The sequence below is a fragment of the Nonomuraea sp. NPDC050478 genome (assembly GCF_044458265.1).
Lineage (GTDB): Bacteria > Actinomycetota > Actinomycetes > Streptosporangiales > Streptosporangiaceae > Nonomuraea > Nonomuraea ferruginea.
In genome coordinates, this window is the sequence record NZ_JBITHT010000001.1 from 338513 (window position 1) to 356539 (window position 18027).

At 72.1% G+C, this 18027-nt stretch carries 19 protein-coding genes; 10 read left to right on the plus strand and 9 right to left on the minus strand.

What is annotated here, in order from left to right; genetic code table 11:
• Positions 1–77 precede the first annotated feature (77 nt).
• Positions 78–1331, plus strand: coding sequence for a C39 family peptidase (locus tag ACIBF7_RS01645; RefSeq protein WP_271276798.1), 1254 nt, complete (start codon positions 78–80; stop codon positions 1329–1331).
• 241 nt (positions 1332–1572) lie between these two features.
• A complete protein-coding gene (locus ACIBF7_RS01650; protein WP_271276797.1) occupies positions 1573–1869 on the plus strand; it encodes a hypothetical protein in 297 nt (98 codons plus the stop codon).
• A 51-nt stretch (positions 1870–1920) separates the two neighbouring features.
• Here the strand turns inward: ACIBF7_RS01650 and ACIBF7_RS01655 are convergent, their stop codons facing one another.
• From ACIBF7_RS01655 to ACIBF7_RS01675, 5 genes are all read right to left on the minus strand, one after another.
• On the minus strand, positions 1921–3180 hold the full coding sequence (locus ACIBF7_RS01655; RefSeq protein WP_372452394.1) for an NAD(P)/FAD-dependent oxidoreductase: 1260 nt from the start codon (positions 3178–3180) through the stop codon (positions 1921–1923).
• 101 nt (positions 3181–3281) lie between these two features.
• Positions 3282–4832 (minus strand): CdaR family transcriptional regulator, encoded by a 1551-nt coding sequence (locus ACIBF7_RS01660; protein WP_271276796.1) that lies wholly within the window; start codon positions 4830–4832, stop codon positions 3282–3284.
• Positions 4833–4857: 25 nt separating this feature from the next.
• The gene (locus ACIBF7_RS01665; protein ID WP_148035455.1) at positions 4858–6015 is read right to left on the minus strand and encodes an AI-2E family transporter; all 1158 of its coding nucleotides are present in this window, start codon (positions 6013–6015) and stop codon (positions 4858–4860) included.
• Between the two features lie 198 nt (positions 6016–6213).
• Entirely contained in the window at positions 6214–6369 is a 156-nt protein-coding gene (locus ACIBF7_RS01670) for a hypothetical protein (RefSeq protein ID WP_271276795.1), read from the minus strand.
• Positions 6370–6413: 44 nt separating this feature from the next.
• Positions 6414–6956, minus strand: a complete 543-nt coding sequence (locus tag ACIBF7_RS01675; RefSeq protein ID WP_271276794.1) for a hypothetical protein — start codon at positions 6954–6956, stop codon at positions 6414–6416.
• Between the two features lie 59 nt (positions 6957–7015).
• On the opposite strand from ACIBF7_RS01675, the gene ACIBF7_RS01680 reads away from it, so the two are divergent.
• Entirely contained in the window at positions 7016–7972 is a 957-nt protein-coding gene (locus tag ACIBF7_RS01680) for an NAD(P)-dependent oxidoreductase (protein ID WP_148035456.1), read from the plus strand.
• Here ACIBF7_RS01680 and ACIBF7_RS01685 read toward each other — a convergent pair.
• Entirely contained in the window at positions 7959–8759 is an 801-nt protein-coding gene (locus tag ACIBF7_RS01685; RefSeq protein WP_219542879.1) for an IclR family transcriptional regulator C-terminal domain-containing protein, read from the minus strand. The two genes, ACIBF7_RS01680 and ACIBF7_RS01685, sit on opposite strands and share 14 nt — an antisense overlap.
• Before the next feature lie 35 nt (positions 8760–8794).
• Complete coding sequence (locus tag ACIBF7_RS01690; RefSeq protein WP_397196121.1) at positions 8795–10231, minus strand: amidohydrolase family protein; 1437 nt, start codon at positions 10229–10231, stop codon at positions 8795–8797.
• Between the two features lie 178 nt (positions 10232–10409).
• Here ACIBF7_RS01690 and ACIBF7_RS01695 point away from each other — a divergent pair, with 178 nt between their 5' ends.
• Genes ACIBF7_RS01695 through ACIBF7_RS01720 form a run of 6 tightly spaced genes read left to right on the plus strand, consistent with a single transcriptional unit; the run spans position 10410 to position 15415 of the window.
• Positions 10410–11576 (plus strand): CaiB/BaiF CoA transferase family protein, encoded by a 1167-nt coding sequence (locus ACIBF7_RS01695; protein ID WP_397196122.1) that lies wholly within the window; start codon positions 10410–10412, stop codon positions 11574–11576.
• A complete protein-coding gene (locus ACIBF7_RS01700) occupies positions 11569–12381 on the plus strand; it encodes a citryl-CoA lyase (RefSeq protein ID WP_364229361.1) in 813 nt (270 codons plus the stop codon). The genes ACIBF7_RS01695 and ACIBF7_RS01700 overlap by 8 nt, the downstream gene beginning before the upstream one ends.
• Positions 12374–13237 (plus strand): extradiol ring-cleavage dioxygenase, encoded by an 864-nt coding sequence (locus ACIBF7_RS01705; protein ID WP_271276790.1) that lies wholly within the window; start codon positions 12374–12376, stop codon positions 13235–13237. The genes ACIBF7_RS01700 and ACIBF7_RS01705 overlap by 8 nt, the downstream gene beginning before the upstream one ends.
• On the plus strand, positions 13234–13593 hold the full coding sequence (locus ACIBF7_RS01710) for a hypothetical protein (RefSeq protein ID WP_148035462.1): 360 nt from the start codon (positions 13234–13236) through the stop codon (positions 13591–13593). The genes ACIBF7_RS01705 and ACIBF7_RS01710 overlap by 4 nt, the downstream gene beginning before the upstream one ends.
• Before the next feature lie 2 nt (positions 13594–13595).
• Positions 13596–14552: a zinc-binding alcohol dehydrogenase family protein gene (locus ACIBF7_RS01715; RefSeq protein WP_397196123.1), complete on the plus strand. Its 957-nt coding sequence runs from the start codon at positions 13596–13598 to the stop codon at positions 14550–14552.
• Between the two features lie 47 nt (positions 14553–14599).
• Positions 14600–15415, plus strand: coding sequence for an SAM-dependent methyltransferase (locus ACIBF7_RS01720; protein ID WP_148035464.1), 816 nt, complete (start codon positions 14600–14602; stop codon positions 15413–15415).
• 5 nt (positions 15416–15420) lie between these two features.
• On the opposite strand, the gene ACIBF7_RS01725 is transcribed toward ACIBF7_RS01720, so the two are convergent.
• Both ACIBF7_RS01725 and ACIBF7_RS01730 read right to left on the minus strand, forming a co-directional pair.
• The gene (locus ACIBF7_RS01725; RefSeq protein WP_397196124.1) at positions 15421–16053 is read right to left on the minus strand and encodes a hypothetical protein; all 633 of its coding nucleotides are present in this window, start codon (positions 16051–16053) and stop codon (positions 15421–15423) included.
• Positions 16050–17249, minus strand: coding sequence for a hypothetical protein (locus ACIBF7_RS01730; protein WP_397196125.1), 1200 nt, complete (start codon positions 17247–17249; stop codon positions 16050–16052). The genes ACIBF7_RS01725 and ACIBF7_RS01730 overlap by 4 nt, the downstream gene beginning before the upstream one ends.
• A 189-nt stretch (positions 17250–17438) precedes the next feature.
• Here ACIBF7_RS01730 and ACIBF7_RS01735 point away from each other — a divergent pair, with 189 nt between their 5' ends.
• Entirely contained in the window at positions 17439–18017 is a 579-nt protein-coding gene (locus ACIBF7_RS01735) for a hemerythrin domain-containing protein (protein WP_397196126.1), read from the plus strand.
• The last annotated feature ends 10 nt before the right edge of the window (positions 18018–18027 follow it).

Here is an 18027-nt window from a genome sequence, read left to right on the forward strand (position 1 = left end):
CGTAGATTCCCCGATGCGTGACCCGGGCGGCGCGCCTACTGTCGGCTGACCAGGCCGCGTCCGACGAAGGTGGGTCCATGCGCACGCTGACCGCGTTCCTCTCCACCGTCCTCCTTGCGACCGCGCTCACGGCGCCCGCCGAGGCCGCCCCGAAGAAGCCCGCCGCGGGCGCCGCCGACGTGGTGTTCGACCGGGCCGACTTCGCCGCCGGCACGCCCGAGGGAACCAGCGCGGGCGACGGGCTCGCCTTCGCCACCGCCGCCGGCACCACCTCCTACACCGACCGCCTCGGCACCAGGACGTGGGAGTACGCCCGCTGGACCGGCCCCGAGCGGCCGCTGGAGTTCACCGCCACCGAGCTGATCGCGTCCTGGACGGCCGACGTCCCCGCGGGCAGCTGGGTGCAGGTCGAGGCGCGCGCCCGTAACTCCTCCGGGCTGACGAAGTGGTACGTGCTCGGCCGGTGGGCCTACGGCGAGGGCGACATCGACCGCACGTCGGTGCCGGGCCAGGGCGACGACGACGCCCGGGTGGCCGTCGACACGCTGGTCGCGGCGGAGGGCAGGCAGATCTCGGCCTACCAGCTGCGCGTCACCCTCTACCGCGCGCCCGGCTCGTCCGTCGTGCCTCGGGTGCGCACGCTCGGCGCCATGGCCTCCAACGTGCCCGACCGCAAGACCGTGCCGGTGAGCCCCGGCGGCGGCGCCTGGGGCTCCGAGCTGGACGTGCCGCGCCGCTCGCAGAGCGTCCACTCCGGCCACTACCCCGAGTGGGACGGCGGCGGCCAGGCCTGGTGCAGCCCCACCTCGACCACGATGGTGCTCGGCTACTGGGGCCGCTGGCCGAGCGCGGAGGACACCGCCTGGGTCGACCCGTCCGATCCCGATCCGGAGGTCGACCACGCCGCCCGCCACACCTACGACCACGCCTACCAGGGCGCCGGCAACTGGCCGTTCAACACCGCCTACGCGGGCCGCTACGGCATGGACGGCTTCGTCACCCGGCTGCGCACGCTCACCGAGCTGGAGAAGCTGATCACCGCGGGCATCCCGGTCATCACCTCGCAGTCGTTCAAGAAGAACGAGCTGCCCGGCGCGGGCTACGGCACGAACGGCCACATCATGGTCGTGGTCGGCTTCACCGCCGATGGCGACGTCATCGCCAACGACCCGGCCTCGGCCACCAACGCCGCCGTCCGCCGCGTCTATCCTCGGGCCGCCTTCGAGAACGTCTGGCTGCGCGGCTCCAGCAGCGGCGGCGTGGTCTACGTCATCCACCCGCCGGGCCACGACCTGCCCGCGACCACGCCCGGCCTGCCCGCCAACTGGTGATGTGTGGATGCGTAACGTCCGTGGACAGGGTGGATCATGGTGTTCGGGCCGTCTTCCCGTTCCCGTGGGGTTCACACCGCTATGCCCGAGAAGCCCCGCCGACGTGACGGAGATTTGAACCTCTTCGGCCCTGCCAGTCCCCCGCTTCGCGCGCCCAGGGGGACAGCATGGCTACGCGGCGTGAACGCGCCGTAACGAAAGGTGCGATACAGCCAAGTATCGCCTCGTTCAGGAGGTTTTCATGCTCAAGCGGACCCTCATCTCGCTTGCCGTTCCCGCCATGCTCGCCACCGGGCTCCTCGCGATGGGCGGGAGCGCGAGCGCCGCCACCGGCGAGCGCTTCGAGTGCCAGCTGCGCACCGTCGACAACGGCAACGCCTCGCTGGCCACCTGCCGCAACCGGGGCGACTACGTCCACTGGATCCGGTGCGACAGCGGCACCCGGATCGTGGAGGTCAGGGAGGAGTTCACCGGTCGCCGCCACGTGCTCGACTGCCCGAACGGCTACCGGCTGAGGAACCAGTCCATCGGCTTCTGAGCCGAAGCAGGAAAGGCCACCGCCTCCAGGGGCGGTGGCCTTTCGCGTGTGTCAGCGGGTGGGATCGAACTCGCGCAGGATCGCGGAGGTCTTGCCCGTGGTGATCTGCTCGGCCAGCATGCGGCCGGTGGCCGGGCCGTGCGTGACGCCCCACATGCCGTGCCCGCCCGCCACGTAGACGCCGGGCACCCGGGTCGCGCCGACCAGCGGCTTGCCGTCGGGGGTGACGGGACGCGCGCCGACCCAGGTGTCGGTCCGCTCCTCCCAGCGCACGCCGGTCATGAGCGGCCGGGCCGACTTGATGATCGCCTCGACCCGGCGCTCGAACAGCGGCGCGTCCGCGTCGCGGAACTCCATCGTGCCCGCCACCCGCAGCTTGCCCTGGTACGGGGTGCAGGCGACGCGCACGGCCGCCAGGTAGAGGGGGCTCGGCACCGGCTCGTCGGTCGGCACCGTGAACGAGTAGCCGCGCCCGGCCTGGACGCGCGTCCGCACGCCCCACTCCGCGCCGAGCTTGTTCAGCCAGGCGCCGGTGGCGAGCACCACGGCGTCGGCCTTGACCTCGTCGCCCGCGCCGGACCGGACCACGTGCCCGCCGGCCTCGGACGTCACACCGGTGACCCGGAAGCCCGGCCGGATCTCGCCGCCGCGCGCGGTGACGGCGGCGGCCAGGGCGTGCGTGAACGCGCCGGGGTCGATGTAGCGCTGGCCGTCGAGCCGGACACCGGCGGTGGCGCCGGCCGAGAGCTGCGGCATCTGCGCGCGCAGCTCGTCACCCTCGAACGCGGCGTAGCGGATCTCCAGGCCGGAGTCGTTGATGCGGCGCAGCTCGTGCAGCAACGAGACCGCCTGCTTCTGGGTCTCGAACGCCGCCATGATCGGCGCCTCGATGGTGGGAGCCTCGACGCCGTTGCCGGTGAGCACGTCGAACGCTTCCAGGCACTCCTCGTTGAACGGGAGGTTGGCCCGCACGGCGCGGCCCCACGAGCGCCAGTTGCAGTGCAGCGCGAACCGGGTCAGGAACGACCACAGCCCCACGTCGGGGGTCACCGGGACGTGCAGCGGAGCGTTCTTGTCGAGCAGCGAGCGCAGCCCGTAACGGAGCACGCCGGGCTCGTTGAGCGGAATGGCCAGCCCCGGGGACAGCCAGCCCGCGTTGCCCCATGACGCGCCCGCGGCGACCCCGTCGCGGTCGACCACGGTGACCTCCACGCCGCGTTCCTGCAGGAACCAGGCGGTGGACAGACCCACCACACCGGCGCCGATCACCACAGCCGTACGCGGCCCACCGTCGATGCCCATTGCTGCCATCCCCTTCCTCAGATAAGGGAAGGATTACCGGTACGCGAGCAAAAGGCGCTGTGCTGGGAGAACAACCGCCCAACGCCTCTTTGTCCATCGGCGACAAAGGCTCAGCCCTGGTGGAGCGCGAGCCCGATGATCATGGCCAGGCGCTTCTCCGGCCGGTCGAGCTCCAGGCTGGTGACGGCGGCCATCTTCCGCAGCCGGTAGCGCACCGTGTTCGGGTGCACGCCGAGCCGGGTGGCCACGGCCGCGAGGTCGCCCTGCGCCTCCAGCCAGGCCCGCAGGGTCTCGACGTAGCGGGTGCCGTGTTCGGTGTCGTGGCGGGTCAGGTCGGCGACGGGACCGCGGGCCGGGGTGCGGCCGGAGGAGGCGGCGGCGCGCAGCCGCTGGAGCAGGATCTCGTCCCACGACTCGTCGTACACGACGGGCCCCGCGGGCACGGCCGCGCGCAGGGCCAGGCTCTCGTCGGCCTCCTGCCTGCTCGCGGGCAGCTGCGCCGGCTCGGCCGGCCCGCCCACCCCGGCGGGCACGATGACGCCGCGCGGCAGCACGGACACGATGGCGCGCACCCAGTCGCGGGCCGGGGCGGCGTCGTTCCCGCACGGCAGCACCGTGTAGAGCGTGTTGCCGAACAGCGCGCTGCGGCCCGGCCGCGACCAGCCGAACCCGGTGGTCGCCCGCTCGAACGCGGTGAGCACCGCCGCGTGCCGCTCCGCGCCGACGTGCGCCTGCAGCGCGATCACCCGGAACTGGCCGCCGGGCAGCCCGAGCCTGCTGATCAGCGCCGGGGCGTCGGTGGTGCCCTCCACGAGCTGGATCACCAGGTCGGACTCCACCTGGCGTTCGAGGTCGGCGCTCACCCGGGAGCGCAGCAGGTGGAGCGCCACGGCCCTGGCCCCGTCGGCCAGCCGGTCGCGCTGCCGCCCGGCGAGGGGACGCTGGCACTCGACCCAGATGGACCCGAGCAGCTCGCGCCCGGCCCGCACCGCCACCACCATGCGGCCGCGCAGCCCGTGTTCGGGCGACGGCTCCACGAACAGCGGCTCGTCGGAGGCGGCCAGGTGGGAGAAGACGCCCTTGCCTTCCAGCAGCCCGCGCATCTCCTCGGGCACCCGCCGGCCGAGGATCGTCTCCAGCCGCACCGGGTCGGCGGTCTGCTGCGAGCCGGAGTAGGCGAGCACCCGCGACATCTGGTCCTCGACGGTGACCGGGTAGCCCAGCTCTCCGGCCAGCGTGTCGGCGAACGCGAACAGGTCGGTCGGGCCCCGGCCCGCCTCGGTCTCACGCCCTTCGAGCACCAGCCCGTACACGATCCCGAGCAACTGGCTCCATGACACGGCCGGGTCGACCAGCAGCACCGCGACCCCCGCGGCCCGGCCCTCGGCCGCCGCGTCGTCGCCGTCGCCGCCGTCGCTGCCGCTGTCGCTGTCGCTGTCGCGCACCAGCACCGCGGCGGCCCGCGCGGCGGCGCCCAACCGCACCGCCTCCGGCGCGGACCCGACCCCGACGGCCAGGAAGACGTCGCCGGTCGCCGGTCGCGGATCGGCCGGGTCGTGGACCACCACGCTGCGCAGCGGCACGTCCCGGGAGGCGGGCGCGCACACCAGGCGCGTCCCGTATCCACCGAGGACGTTCACCAACCGATCGAGCTTCAGCATCTCCGCCGAAGCGTACCCGGCCTGGTCAGCCCGGTTGCTTCTGGCCGGCGGGCGGTTCCTTCGGCGGTTCTTCGGGCTGGGGGGCCTGGACCGGTGGTTCGAGCTTGTGGCGGGTGCCGAAGGTGTCCAGCAGCGCCAGGAGCATCGCCACCGTCGGGATCGCCAGCAGCGCCCCCGTCACGCCGAACAGCAGCGCTCCGGTGATCGCGGCCGAGAACGAGACCCCGGGATGGATGTCCACCCCCCACGCGCTGATCCTGGGCTCCAGGGTGAGGTTCTCCACCTGCTGGTAGAGGATGCCCCAGGCGAGCGCCGCGAGCCCGATCCACGGCCGGTCCGAGACCAGCCCGACCACGACGGGCAGCGCGATCGCGATGTACGTGCCGATGGTGGGCACGAACTGGGCCACCACCCCGGTCCACACGCCCAGCGCGAGCCACGACGGCATGCCGAGCGCCAGGAACACGATGGTCGAGGCGGTGCTGTTGATCAGTGACAGGATCACCCGGGCGGCCACGTAGCCGCCGGTCTTGGCCAGCGAGATGTCCCACACGCTGGTGAAGACCTGCTGGAAGCGGCCGGGCAGCCGCCGCGCCAGCCACTGGCGGGCGCGCGGCCCGTCGGCCGACAGGTAGAAGGTCAGCAGCATGAGCGCGAAGATGTTGAACACCATCCCGGCCACGGTGCCCAGCACGCCGAGCACGCCCGCCAGGACCCCCTGCGCGTATCCGGCGGCCTCCTGGGGCGTCAGCTTGACCGATTCCAGGATGTCGGAGACGTTGTAGTTCGTCCCGAACTGCCGGTTGACCCACTCCGTCGCGGCGGCCAGCACGTCCGGCAGGCCCTTGACCAGCAGCGCCACCTGCTCCACGAAGAGCTGCCCGAACAGCACCAGGAAGATCGCGGCGAACAGGCCGAGCCCGGCCATCACCACCGCGGCCGCGGCGCCACGCCGCATGTGCCGCGCGAGCCTGCCCACCGCCGGCTCCATCGCCAGCGACAGGAACCAGGCGATCACGACGAGGAAGAGGAACGAGCCCGCGTCGGTCAGCACGAACCGCAGGAACATCGCCAGGGCCAGGACGCCGACGACGACGAGCGCGGCCCGCCAGACGTTCCCCGGCGAGAACAGCACCCGGACGGTCGCCGCCGGCGCGGGCTCCGCCTTCTTTCCCGTCGTCATGGACCCTCCCGCGTGCGTCTCCGCCTACGATCTGCCAGGAACATGCCGTTTTACGCGGCTTTCACACCTGGCGGCACGCGTGATCGTCCGTCCTCGCAGGCAGCGTGGCAAGAACCGGTCGGGCGGTTCCCGAGGCGAACGCCGGGGCGGCGGTTCAGCGCGGTTCTCGGGCGGCCGGTGAAGGCGGCCCGCCGGCCGTCACTCGAAGTCGTCCGGGTTGAGCTCGGTGAGCCGGCGCAGCTCGTGCTCGTCGATGCTGTCCTCGATCCCGGGAGTGGCGCCCGCCGGGCGGGGCGAGGTCTCCGCCGCCTCCCTGATGTCGCGCTCGACCTCATGACCTGGTTGCTCGCTCATGTTCTCCCCCTTGTCCCCCGTCCCCTGACCCCGGGCGGGTCACCTCAGACGGGCTGCACCTCCGGACTCGGCACGGTGACCGCCCCCTCGCCCGCGGGCCGAGCGGCACGCCGTCCCAGCGCGTCGCCGGCCCACGCCGCGCCGCCGCCGATCGCGGCACCCGCGAGCGCCACGCCGAGCTGGGTGGCGATCTTCGTCCCGGTACGGGCCGGCGGCGGCTCGGCGGTCCGCCGCCACGCGTAGAGCCAGCCCGCCTGGGCGGCGGCGTCGATCAGGTACGTGGGCGGGACCCGGCCGGTGAACACGTTGATCAGGTCCAGGCGCAGCTGGGTCAGGGCCGCCGAGGTGCCGAGGCGCTTGGCGTACGGCAGCCCCTCCGGGCGGGCGGCGGCCCGCAACTGGTTGAGCCCGACTCCGACGAGCAGACTCCCGACGGTACGGACCAGGAACCGGTCGGTCTTGGCCCCGTACACCTTCTCGTAGCTGGACATGGACAGTGAGGGCCAGAGCCCGCACGCCATGTTGAACAGTCCTTGCGCACGCGCCAGCCGGACGGCGTCGGCCCGGCGGCTGCTCCTTTCGGCCATGTTCCCGCGGCTGCCCTCGCGGGATGTCGGCAAACCGGGCGGCGTTCTAAGCTTGCGCCATGCGCGTAGTGGTGATCGGTGCCAGCGGCCACATCGGCACCTACCTGGTTCCCCGGCTCGTCGAGGCGGGTCACGACGTGGTCGCCGTGAGCCGCGGCACGCGGCGGCCCTACACCCCCCACGGCGCCTGGCAGCGGGTCACCACGGTGACCGCCGACCGGGCGGCCGAGGAGGCGGCCGGCACGTTCGGCGACCGCGTCGCCGGGCTGGAGCCCGACGCGGTCATCGACCTCATCTGCTTCGAGGAGTCCAGCGCCCGCCACCTGGCCGACGCGCTGGCGGGCCGGATCCGCCACTTCCTCCACTGCGGCACGGTCTGGGTCCACGGCCCCAGCGTCCACGTGCCCACCACCGAGGACGCCCCGCGCCGGCCCTTCGGCGACTACGGCGTCAAGAAGGCCGCGATCGAGGCCTACCTGCTCGACCGGGCGCAGCGCGACGGCTTCCCCGCCACGGTGATCCACCCGGGCCACATCGTCGGGCCCGGCTGGGTGCCGGTCACGCCGGCGGGCAACGTCAACCCGGTCACCTTCCAGATCCTCGCCGACGGCGGCGAGCTGGCGCTGCCCAACCTGGGCCTGGAGACCCTCCAGCACGTCCACGCCGACGACGTGGCCCGGCTGTTCATGGCCGCGCTCGCGGGCCGCTCGGTCACGCTCGGCGAGGCGTTCCACTGCGTCGCCGACTCCGCGGTCACGCTGCGTGGCTACGCCGAGACGGCGGCCGGCTGGTTCGGGCGGGAGGCGCGGCTGTCGTTCCTGCCGTGGGAGCGGTGGAAGGAGACCGTTTCGGCCGAGGACGCCGACGCCACCTGGGACCACATCGCGCACAGCCCCCACTGCGGCATGGAGAAGGCGGCGCGGCTGCTCGGGTTCCGGCCGCGCTACTCGCCCTTCGAGGCGATCCGCGAGTCGGTCGACCGGCTGGTCGGGGAGGGTGTCGTCAAGACGCGGTGACCTGCGGCACCGCCGCATACTGCGACCAGTCGGCGCTGATCGCGCCGGCGGTCTTGAGCAGCAGCGGGAGATGCTCCTCGGTGAGCTTCTCCACCGAGGTCTCGGCGGCGTGCGCGTTGACGTTGACGGCGGCGATCACGTTGCCCATGCCGTCGCGCAGCGGGGCGGCCACCGACCTGATGCCGAGCGCCAGCTCCTCGTCGGTGAGCGCCCAGCCCTTGGCCCGCACCGCGCGCAGCGCGCTCTCGCGCTCCTCGCGGCCGGGCCGCCAGCGCGGCGTGATGCCCGACCGGCTCGGCTCGGCCAGCACCCGCTCCACCTCGGCGGGCGGCAGCGCGGCCAGCAGCACCTTGCCCAGCGAGGTCTGCAGCGCCGGGAACCGGGTGCCGATCTGCACCGAGAGGGTGACGATCTTGGGGACCGCCACCCTCGCCACGTACACGATGTCGGACCCGTCGAGCTGGGCGATCGACGACGACTCGTGCGTCCGCGCGACCAGCCACTCCAGGTGGGGCCTGGCGACCTCCCAGAGCCCCATCGAGCGCACGTACGACACGCCCAGCTCCAGCACCCGCGGCGTGAGCGCGAACCCGCCCTGCTCGGCCCGCGCGTAGCCGAGCTCGCTCAGCGTCAGCAGGATGCGGCGGGCCGTCGGCCGGGCCAGCCCGGTCGCGGTCGCCACCTCGGTCAGCGTCATGACGGGCCGGCCGGGCTGGAACGCCTTGATCACGTCGAGGCCGCGGGCCAGCGCCTCGATGAAATCGGGTCCGGTGTCAGCGCGTGCCATCGACGCCTCGCTCAGCAGGTCTCACGGGTAGGACTTTAACGGTCGCGCGTGGCGGAGCTTCGGTAGTCGGTGTACGTGTACGGGTTGTCGAGGATCTTCGTTTCCGGGATGTCGGGGTTCATGCCCTTCAGCCAGGTTTCCTCCCCCATGGTGGAGCGCAGGTACTCGACCGTCGACTCCACCTGGCGGCGGGCCGCGGCCAGGTCGACGCCGACCAGCTCGTGCTCGTGCTTGACCACCCGGCCGTTGACGACCACCGTGTGCACGTCGCCGCGCTGCGCCTGGAAGGCGACGTGCCCGTACGGGTTGAGCAGCGGGAACGACACCGGCGACCGGTCGTTCTTGATGAGCACCAGGTCGGCCTTCTTGCCGGGCTCCAGGCTGCCGAGGTCGTCGCGGCCGAGCGCCCGCGCGCCGCCCCTGGTCGCCCACTCGACGACCTGGTCGGCGCGGAGCGCGCAGTGCGTGACGGTGTCGCCCTTGGCGTGCGCCTCCAGGTGGGCGCGGGAGCGGTCGGCGCCGAGCGTGGTGCGCATGGCGGAGAACAGGTCGCCGCTCCACCAGACGCTGGTGTCCATGGACAGCGAGACCGGGATGCCGTGCAGGCGGATCGCCCAGGTGGGCGGGTAGCCCTGGCCGGCGCTCTGCTCGCTCTCGGTGGACACCGAGATGGAACCGCCGGTGGCGGCGATGCGGTGGTAGGAGTCGGGCTCCAGCGTGGCGGCGTGCACGTAGACGGTGCCCGGGGTCATGAACCCGTGCTCGTACATCTGCCTGATGCCCTCGTCACTGGTGGCGCCCCAGACGCCCGCGTGGGTGGTGACGGAGACGCCCAGGTCGCGGGCCACCTCGAAGGCGGGCTTCTCCGGGAAGGCGGGGTCGCCCACCACGTCGAAGGCGAGCTGGAAGCCGAGCATGTCGTCGCCGGTGATGCGGCGGCTCACGAAGTCGCGGAACTCCGGCGCGGCGGTCCACTCGGCGGGCGGCGCCTGGATGTTGCCGTACGCGAGCACGAACCGGCCGGGCACCGACCGGAGCGCGTCCACGGCGGCGTCGGCGTGGTCGACGGTCTGCAGGCCGTGCGACCAGTCGACGACCGTGGTGACGCCGGCGTCGATCGCCTCGATGGCGGCGAGCGTGTTGCCCGCGTGCACGTCCTCGGGGCGGAACAGCCTGCCGTGTTCCAGGTAGTACCAGACGAAGTACTGGGTCAGCGTCCAGTCGGCGCCGTAGCCGCGCATGGCGGTCTGCCACATGTGCCGGTGGGTGTCGATCATGCCGGGCATGACGATGCCGTCGGTGGCGTCGATCTCGATCGTGCCGTCAGGCACCGCGAGCTCCGGCCCCACGGCGGCGATCCGGTCGCCCTCGACGAGCACGTCGACGCCGGAGAGCACCTCGTGGCCGTCGGTCATCGGCAGCACCGTGCCGCCCCGCAGCACCACGGGGCGTCCGGCCTCGAATTCTGTCATGGTGGACTCCCTCACCCCGAATTCTGCGTACGACTGTCCGTCATACGGTCACCGCTGGTTAAGGGACACTCTGATGACGCTCGGGCGGCCTGTCAATGGTTGACGCTTCTCCTGTTGGATGGTGAGAATGTGCGTCACGGACATCTGTCCGTGTAACGGATATGGAGGGCGGAGCCGGATGACAGCAGGACCACTGTCCGGTGTGCTGGTGGCCGACTTCTCCCGCGTGCTGGCGGGCCCGTACGCCACGATGCTCCTGGCCGACCTCGGGGCCGAGGTGGTCAAGGTCGAGGGGCCCAAGGGGGACGACACCCGGTCGTGGACACCGCCGGCCCGTGGCGAGGCGGCCACCTACTACCTGGGCGTCAACCGGGGGAAGCGGTCGATCGCGCTGGACCTGCGCGACGAGGAGGACGCCGGGCTGGCCAGGGAGCTGGCGCGGCGGGCCGACGTGCTGATCGAGAACTTCAAGCCGGGCGGGCTGGACAAGTACGGCCTCGGCTTCGACGCGGTGCTGGAGGCGAACCCGGGCATCGTGTACGCGTCCATCAGCGGGTTCGGCTCCGGCCTTGGGGCCAAGGTGCCCGGTTACGACCTGATGGTGCAGGCCATGTCCGGTCTGATGAGCCTCACCGGCGACCCGGAGGGCCCGCCGTACCGGGCCGGCATCTCGGTGTTCGACGTGATGGCGGGCAACCACGCGGTCATCGGCATCCTGGCCGCGCTGCGCCACCGGGACGCCACCGGCCGGGGGCAGCACGTCGAGATCAATCTGCTGTCGTCGGCGCTGACGGCGATGGTCAACCAGAGCTCCGCCTACGTGGCGGGTGGCGTGGTGCCGTTCCGGATGGGCAACGCGCATCCGAGCGTGTTCCCGTACGAGCCGCTGCCGGCCGCCGACACCGACCTGATCGTGGCGACCGGGAACGACGGCCAGTTCCGCAAGCTGTGCGAGGTGCTCGGCATCCCCGAGGTGGCCGACGACCCTCGCTTCGCCCGCAACGCGGGGCGGACCGCCAACCGGGAGGAGCTGCGGCCGATCCTCGTGGACCGGCTGCGCGCCAAGACCGCCGTGGAGTGGTTCGACCTGCTGGTCGAGGCGGGGGTGCCGAGCGGGCCGATCAACACCGTCGACGGCGGGTTCGCGATGGCCGAGCGGTTCGGGCTGGACCCGGTCGTGGCGGTCGGCGAGGGCGAGCGGGCGGTGCCGACGACGCGGCACCCGATCCGGTTCTCCGAGAGCGCGCTCACGTACGAGCTGCCGCCGCCCGAGCTGGACGAGCACGGTGCGGAACTGCGCGCCTGGCTGTCCGAGCCGGGCGGGGAAGGCGGCGGTCGTGGCTGACCGGGAGTATCCGACCGCGCTCGGCGCGTCCTCGGCCGAGAAGATCACCCTGCTGGGCCACGACCTCGCCGAGGACGTGATGGGCGAGGTGGGCTTCGGCGAGCTGGCGTTCTGGCTGGCCGCCCAGCGCAGGCCGTCACCCGGCGAGACGCGCGTGTTCGAGGCCGTGCTCGCCGCGCTGGCCGACCACGGGTTCACGCCCACCGCGATCGTCACCCGGCTCACCTACCTGTCGGCGCCCGACTCGATCCAGGGCGCGCTGGCGGCGGGGCTGCTCGGCGGCGGGTCCCGGTTCCTCGGCGTGACCGAGGACTGCGGCCGGTTCCTGCACGCCGTGCTGGAGTCCGCCGGCGAGCCGCCGGAGGACGACGCCGGGTGGGACGCGCTCGCCCTGGAGACCGTGCGCGCCCGGCGCGCGGAGGGCAGGTTCGTCCCCGGGCTCGGCCACCACGTGCACAAGAACGGCGACCCGCGCACCCCACGGCTGCTGCGGATCGCCGCCGAGGAAGGGCTCTACGGGCCCCACCTGTCGCTGTTCGCCGCCATCGGCCGCGTCCACCCCGAGGTGCTCGGCAAGACGCTCCCGCTGAACGGGGCCGGCGTCTGCGGGGCGGCGCTGGCCGACCTCGGGCTGCCGCTGGAGCTGCTGCGCGGCTTCGCCCTGCTCGCCAGGACCGCCGGACTGATCGGCCAGCTCGCCGAGGAGCTGCGCCACCCGGTGGCCAACGACATCTTCCTGTCGGTCGATCTCAACAACCGGTCCGTCGCCCCCGACCCGTACCCCCCTGGAGGCACGCATGGCTGAACTCGTCGCCGTGATCGCATCCACCCACCATCCGTTCTACTACCGCGCCAGCACGGCCACCGGTGAGGACCGGCCGCCGTTCGCCGACGAGTGGGTGCGCAAGGTGGAGGCGTTCCGTGAGACCCTCACCAGGGCCAGGCCCGACGTGCTGGTGATGGTCGGGTCCGACCACTTCCATCAGCTCTGGCTCGACAACATGCCGCAGTTCCTGGTCGGCAAGGCGCCCTACTACGACGCGAACTGGTACAACGAGGAGCGCGAGTTCGGGCTGCCCCGGATGCTCTTCACCGGCCAGGAGGACCTCTCCTCCCACGTGCTGCGCGAGGGCCTCGACGCGGGCTTCGACCTGGCCTTCTCCAACGAGCTGCGGATCGACCACTCGATCACGTGCCCGATCATCACCCTGCGCCCGCAGAACGACCTGCCGATCGTGCCCGTCTACACCAACATCTTCGCGCCGCCGCTGCCTCGGCCGAAACGGTTCGTGGACCTGGGCCGCACGATCCGGCAGCTGGTCGAGTCGTGGCCGTCGGACCAGCGGGTCGCCGTCATCGGCACCGGCCACCTGTCGCTGGAGCTGGGCGGGCCGCGCCAGTTCGGGCCGCACGGGCCGGACCCGGAGTTCGACGCCAAGGCCGTCGAGTGGATCGCGGGCGGCGACATCGAGGGCTGCCTGGCGGAGGTCACGCTCGACAGCCTGCACGCGCCGGGCAACGCCACCCACGGGTTCATGGACTTCATGCTGATGATGGGCGTCGCGGGCGAGGGCCAGAAGGCCGACTACGTCGACACCTACGATCTGTTCCACACCATGGAGGCGTACTTCACCTGGTACCCGCGCGGAGGCCGGTCGTGAGCAAGTATCTGCTGAACAAGTTCCTGTTCACCGTCGACCGCGACCCCGAGCTGGTCGAGCGCTACCGCGAGGACCCGCGCGGCACGGTCGAGTGGTGGGAGTCGACGCGGGCCAACCTCGTGCTCAACTGCCACGGCGGCGAGGCGTCGACCTGGCTGCGCTTCGACGACGCCGAGCGGGAGGCGCTGGCCGCGCACGACTACGTGCGGCTGTTCGAGATGGGCGCGCACCCGTTCCTCACGCTCACGCTCTTCATCGCCATGTTCGAGCGCGACTACGAGCCTCTCGGGTTCCAGAAGGAGTACGCCCGTAAGCTGGCCCACATGAGCCTGCCCTACCCGGACATCGCGACCTGACCATGCGCGCCGCCCAGATCCACACCTGCGGAGAGCCGCCAGCGGTGGCCGAGCGCCCCGCGCCCGCGCCCGGGCCCGGCGAGGTGCTCGTCGAGGTGTCCGCCGCCCCGGTGACACCGCTCGACCTGCTCTGCGCGACCGGCACGTCCTACTTCGGCACCCCGCCGACCCCGTACGTGCCGGGCGTCCAGGGGGTGGGCACCGTCGGCGGCCGGACCGTCTGGTTCCCCACCACGGCGGGGATGGCGCCGGGCGACGGCAGCATGGCCGAGCTGGCCACGGTGTCCGAGAGCGACCTGGTGGAGCTGCCGCCCGGCACCGACCCGGTGGCCGTGGCGGCGCTGGGCCTGTCGGCCGTGGCCGCCTACATGGCGCTCGGCTGGCGCGGCGAGCTCAGGCCGGGCGAGCAGGTGATCGTGCTGGGCGCGGGCGGGACCGTCGGGCAGGCGGCCGTGCAGCTCGCCCGGCTGGCCGGCGCCCGGCGGGTGGTCGCCGCCGCGCGTTCCGCCGCCGCGCGGGAGCGCGCCGAGCGGGCCGGGGCCGACGCGGTGGTCCCGCTCGACGGCGACGACGCCGGCGAGCTGGCCGCCCGGCTGGCCGCGGCCCTCGACGGCCCCGCCGACCTGGTGCTCGACCCGCTCTTCGGAGTGCCGGCCGCGGCGGCGACCCGGGTGCTGCGCCCCGGCGGGCGCCTGGTCAACCTCGGCGGCTCCGCCTCCGAGACCAGCCCGATCGACTCCTCGACGCTGCGCGGCAAGTCGCTGCGGCTGCTGGGCTACACCAACAACGAGCTGACTCCGGCCCAGCGCGCCGCCGCCATCACCGAGATCGCCGGACACGCGGCGCGCGGCGCGTTGTCGGTCGTTCATGAGATCATGCCGCTCGACGACGCGGAAAAAGCGTGGCAACGTCAGGCGGCGGGCGCTCCTTCGGGGCGGATCGTCCTTTCCGTCCGTTGAGAAGCCGCTACCGTTGTCCGTAGCGCTCCGCGAACAGGAGATCACTCATGAGCGATGCCACTCAGCCGCCGAGCCCCGGCGTGTCGGCCAGCACGCCCAGTGTCGCTCGGATCAACAACTACTTCGCCGGCGGCAAGGACAACTTCGCCATCGACCGCGAGCTGGCGGAGAAGGTGCTCGCGCTGGCCCCCGAGGCCAAGGCCATGGGCGAGCACGTCCAGGAGTTCCGCCAGCGGGTGGTCGCCCACCTGGTCGAGGCGGGCGTGCGGCAGTTCCTGCAGATCGGCGCCTGGCTGCCGGTCGAGCGCAACGTCCACCAGATCGCCCAGGAGCTGGCGCCCGAGTCCAGGGCCGTCTACGTCGCCGACGACCCGGTCGCGCTCAACCACGCCCGCGCCCTCCTGGCCACCAACGAGCGCACCGGGGTGGCGGAGGGCGTCATCCTGGAGCCTGACGCGATCCTCGACCATCCGGTGACGCGGCGGCTCATCGACCTCTCCCAGCCGGTGATGGTGCTGCTCTTCGGCATGCTGCAGTACATCCCCGACGACTTCGGCGCTTACGAGAGCGTGGCCGCCCTGTGCGACCGGCTCCCGCCCGGCAGCTACGTCGCGATCACCCACGCGGTGTTCGACACGCGGCCCGACATCGCCGAGGCGGTCGCCGACATCTACCGCGACGCGCTCAAGCGCCCCTCGGGCGGCCCCCGCACCATGGCGGAGGCGAAGCGCTTCTTCGACGGCCTGGAGCTGATCGAGCCCGGCTTCGTCTACGTGAGGCAGTGGCGGCCGCACACCCCGGTGTCCGACGCCGAGGCCGTCAAGACCTGGATCGCCGCCGGAGTCGGCCGCAAGCCGGGCTGACGGGCTCAGAGCTCGGCGTGGCGTCCCTCCCGGGAGCCCTGGTAGGCGCCGCGCCGCAGACGGGCGAGCGAGCCCTCGATCCGCAGCGACGGGTGCCCGTGCCGCACCGGGTCGAAGGACAGGTCCGCGCGCTCCGACAGCGTCGCCCGTACCCTGAGGGTCGCCAGCGGCCGGGCGGGCGTGTCCCGGCGCGCGGCCAGCAGGTGGAACAGCAGCGGGCCGCGCCTGAGCGCCGCGGGCAGCAGGGCGGGATCGGCCGGCACGTCCTCGCCCTCGGGCACGGCGACCAGCCAGACCGGCCCGGCGTCGCTGCCGTACGGCACCACGCTGGAGTACGGGCCCGCGGTGAACCCGGCCCTGGGCCGCAGCAGCCACGGCGCCGCCCCGCAGGTGGACAACAACAGGTCGACCGGGCCGGGCAGGCGCACCGCCAGGCCGAGCACGTCGGGCAGGCGGCCGGGCAGCGAGCCGCCCTTCGACAGCCGGGCGATCACCTCGTACTGTCCGCGCTCGTCCAGGACCGGCACGCCGAGCTCGCCCGCGCCGGTCACCTCCAGCGTGCCGGCCAGCAGGCGGCCCCTCGGGTGCAGGACCCGGCCGCGACGCAGCCGGGCCCCGAGCGTGGCTGGTCTCCTCATCGGCGCCTGAGACTCGGCACCGGGTGGAGACCTTCGGTCTCCAGCCGGTACTCCTCGCCGGACTTGTGCACGTTCTCCTGCATCGCCACCTGCGACGGCGCGGGCTCGCCGCCCATGATCTGCTCCTGCATCCTCTCGAACCGCTCGTGGGCCTCCTGGACGTAGCCGGTGCCCAGCGTGGTGTAGTCGATCTGGGTGGCGAGCAGCTCGCGGATGTAGTCCTTGTTCGGCTCGAACGTGACCGGGGCCGGCAGCTCCGGCGCCAGCACCTGCTCCGGGTCGCGGCCGTCGTGCGTCTTGAACAGCTCGGCGGCCAGGCGCAGGTGCTCCAGCTCCATGTTGAGGTGGAGCTCCCAGATGTTCTTCACCTTCGGGTCGGACTCGGTCTCCATGAACGAGTGGTAGAGGTAGCACTCGTTGTACTCGTGGTTGAGCAGCATCTCCCACCAGCTCTCGCCCGGGTCGACCAGCGACTCGTAGTGGGTGACGTGCTCCTCCTCGATCAGCCCGATCTCCTGGTAGAGCTGGCGGGCGATCGGCTCCATGTAGGTCGGGCCGACGTTCATGTAGAAGTTCATCGTCTGCTGCTCGGCGGCCATGATGGTGAGCGCGTGCAGCTTGGAGATGGGCGCCGCGGTCGACCTGTCGTACGGGTCGCGGACGTTGTCCATCGGGTCGCGGTGGTGCAGGGGGGTCGGCCTGCCCGGCATGATCTCGGTCAGGTTGTCGACGATCTTCTCGGCCTTGCGGTGCTCGATCATCTCGTACAGGTTGGAGTACCTGTAGAGGTGGTCGAAGTCCTCCAGGACACCGAACTGGTAGGCCTGCTTGAGGTACGGGTCGGGCTCCATCCGGGCGACCCAGGCGGTCAGGTCGACGGCGACCTGCTCGTAGGCGATGGTGGTCTCCAGCACCGAGGCGACGCCCGGCAGCAGCCAGTTGACCACCTTCTGCTGCTGGGCCTCGATGTAACGGACCCGGGCGAGCTGCTGCTTGATGTCGATGCTCGGGCAGTGCCGGGCCATGTGGTGGCTGAAGAAGATCGCCTCGGTCTCGATGCCGTTCATCGCGATGACGCGGCAGCGTGTGTACGGGTCCGCGTGATCGGGGTCGATGGGCATGACGTTCAGCTCACGCCAGTTACGTATCTGCTTGTCCAGCGGGATGCCCCGCTCCCGCAAGGGATTGAAGGTCATGTGTTTCGCGCTCCTTCGGCTGCTCGACTCGCGTGCGCCGGGGGGTGGGCGACGTCCGAATCGGGCCTACCCGAGGCTTTCGGGAGCAATCTCCTCAGCTCACCGCCGGTCCCTCCAGAAACGGCAAGCGCATGCGTGACCAGCCGGACCACGGGTAGGCACCCGCCGTAATCCGAGAGGAGATGGACCGTGACGAAGACAGTTCCCGAGAAGATGGAAGAGACGGACGTCATCGAACTTCTGATCGCCCAGCACGGCATGATCAGGAATCTGTTCGACGAAGTCGAGCAGGCGCCGCCCGAGCGGCGCGGCGAGTCCTTCACCCGCCTCGTGCGGCTGCTGGCCGTGCACGAGACGGCCGAGGAGGAGATCCTCCACCCCTACGCCCGCACCAAGCTCGACGGCGGCGCGGGCGTCGTCCAGGACCGCCTCGAAGAGGAGCACGAGGCCAAGAAGCTCCTCCAGGAGATGGACCAGGCCGGCCCGGACGCGCCGAACTTCATGCGCAACCTCCTGGCGCTGCGCGCCGCCGTCGAGGCGCACGCCCGCGCCGAGGAGCGGTACGAGTTCGCGAAGGTCGTCCAGCACACCTCCCAGGCCGAGCGGCGCGCGCTGGGCGCCGGCGTCAAGGCCGCCGAGGCCATGGCCCCGACCCACCCGCATCCCGGCACCGAGTCGGCGACCAAGAACGTGCTCGTGGGCACCCCGATGGCGATGATGGACCGTGCCAGGGACGTCATCAGGAAGGCCAGGGACAAGAAGCACTGACTGGGCTGTC

Bases quoted from the DNA above. Each gene is read 5' to 3' on its own strand.
- ACIBF7_RS01645 (WP_271276798.1), top strand. From the start codon at position 78: ATGCGCACGCTGACCGCGTTCCTCTCCACCGTCCTCCTTGCGACCGCG.
- ACIBF7_RS01650 (WP_271276797.1), top strand. From the start codon at position 1,573: ATGCTCAAGCGGACCCTCATCTCGCTTGCCGTTCCCGCCATGCTCGCC.
- ACIBF7_RS01655 (WP_372452394.1), bottom strand. From the start codon at position 3,180: ATGGCAGCAATGGGCATCGACGGTGGGCCGCGTACGGCTGTGGTGATC.
- ACIBF7_RS01660 (WP_271276796.1), bottom strand. From the start codon at position 4,832: ATGCTGAAGCTCGATCGGTTGGTGAACGTCCTCGGTGGATACGGGACG.
- ACIBF7_RS01665 (WP_148035455.1), bottom strand. From the start codon at position 6,015: ATGACGACGGGAAAGAAGGCGGAGCCCGCGCCGGCGGCGACCGTCCGG.
- ACIBF7_RS01670 (WP_271276795.1), bottom strand. From the start codon at position 6,369: ATGAGCGAGCAACCAGGTCATGAGGTCGAGCGCGACATCAGGGAGGCG.
- ACIBF7_RS01675 (WP_271276794.1), bottom strand. From the start codon at position 6,956: ATGGCCGAAAGGAGCAGCCGCCGGGCCGACGCCGTCCGGCTGGCGCGT.
- ACIBF7_RS01680 (WP_148035456.1), top strand. From the start codon at position 7,016: ATGCGCGTAGTGGTGATCGGTGCCAGCGGCCACATCGGCACCTACCTG.
- ACIBF7_RS01685 (WP_219542879.1), bottom strand. From the start codon at position 8,759: ATGGCACGCGCTGACACCGGACCCGATTTCATCGAGGCGCTGGCCCGC.
- ACIBF7_RS01690 (WP_397196121.1), bottom strand. From the start codon at position 10,231: ATGACAGAATTCGAGGCCGGACGCCCCGTGGTGCTGCGGGGCGGCACG.
- ACIBF7_RS01695 (WP_397196122.1), top strand. From the start codon at position 10,410: ATGACAGCAGGACCACTGTCCGGTGTGCTGGTGGCCGACTTCTCCCGC.
- ACIBF7_RS01705 (WP_271276790.1), top strand. From the start codon at position 12,374: ATGGCTGAACTCGTCGCCGTGATCGCATCCACCCACCATCCGTTCTAC.
- ACIBF7_RS01715 (WP_397196123.1), top strand. From the start codon at position 13,596: ATGCGCGCCGCCCAGATCCACACCTGCGGAGAGCCGCCAGCGGTGGCC.
- ACIBF7_RS01720 (WP_148035464.1), top strand. From the start codon at position 14,600: ATGAGCGATGCCACTCAGCCGCCGAGCCCCGGCGTGTCGGCCAGCACG.
- ACIBF7_RS01725 (WP_397196124.1), bottom strand. From the start codon at position 16,053: ATGAGGAGACCAGCCACGCTCGGGGCCCGGCTGCGTCGCGGCCGGGTC.
- ACIBF7_RS01730 (WP_397196125.1), bottom strand. From the start codon at position 17,249: ATGACCTTCAATCCCTTGCGGGAGCGGGGCATCCCGCTGGACAAGCAG.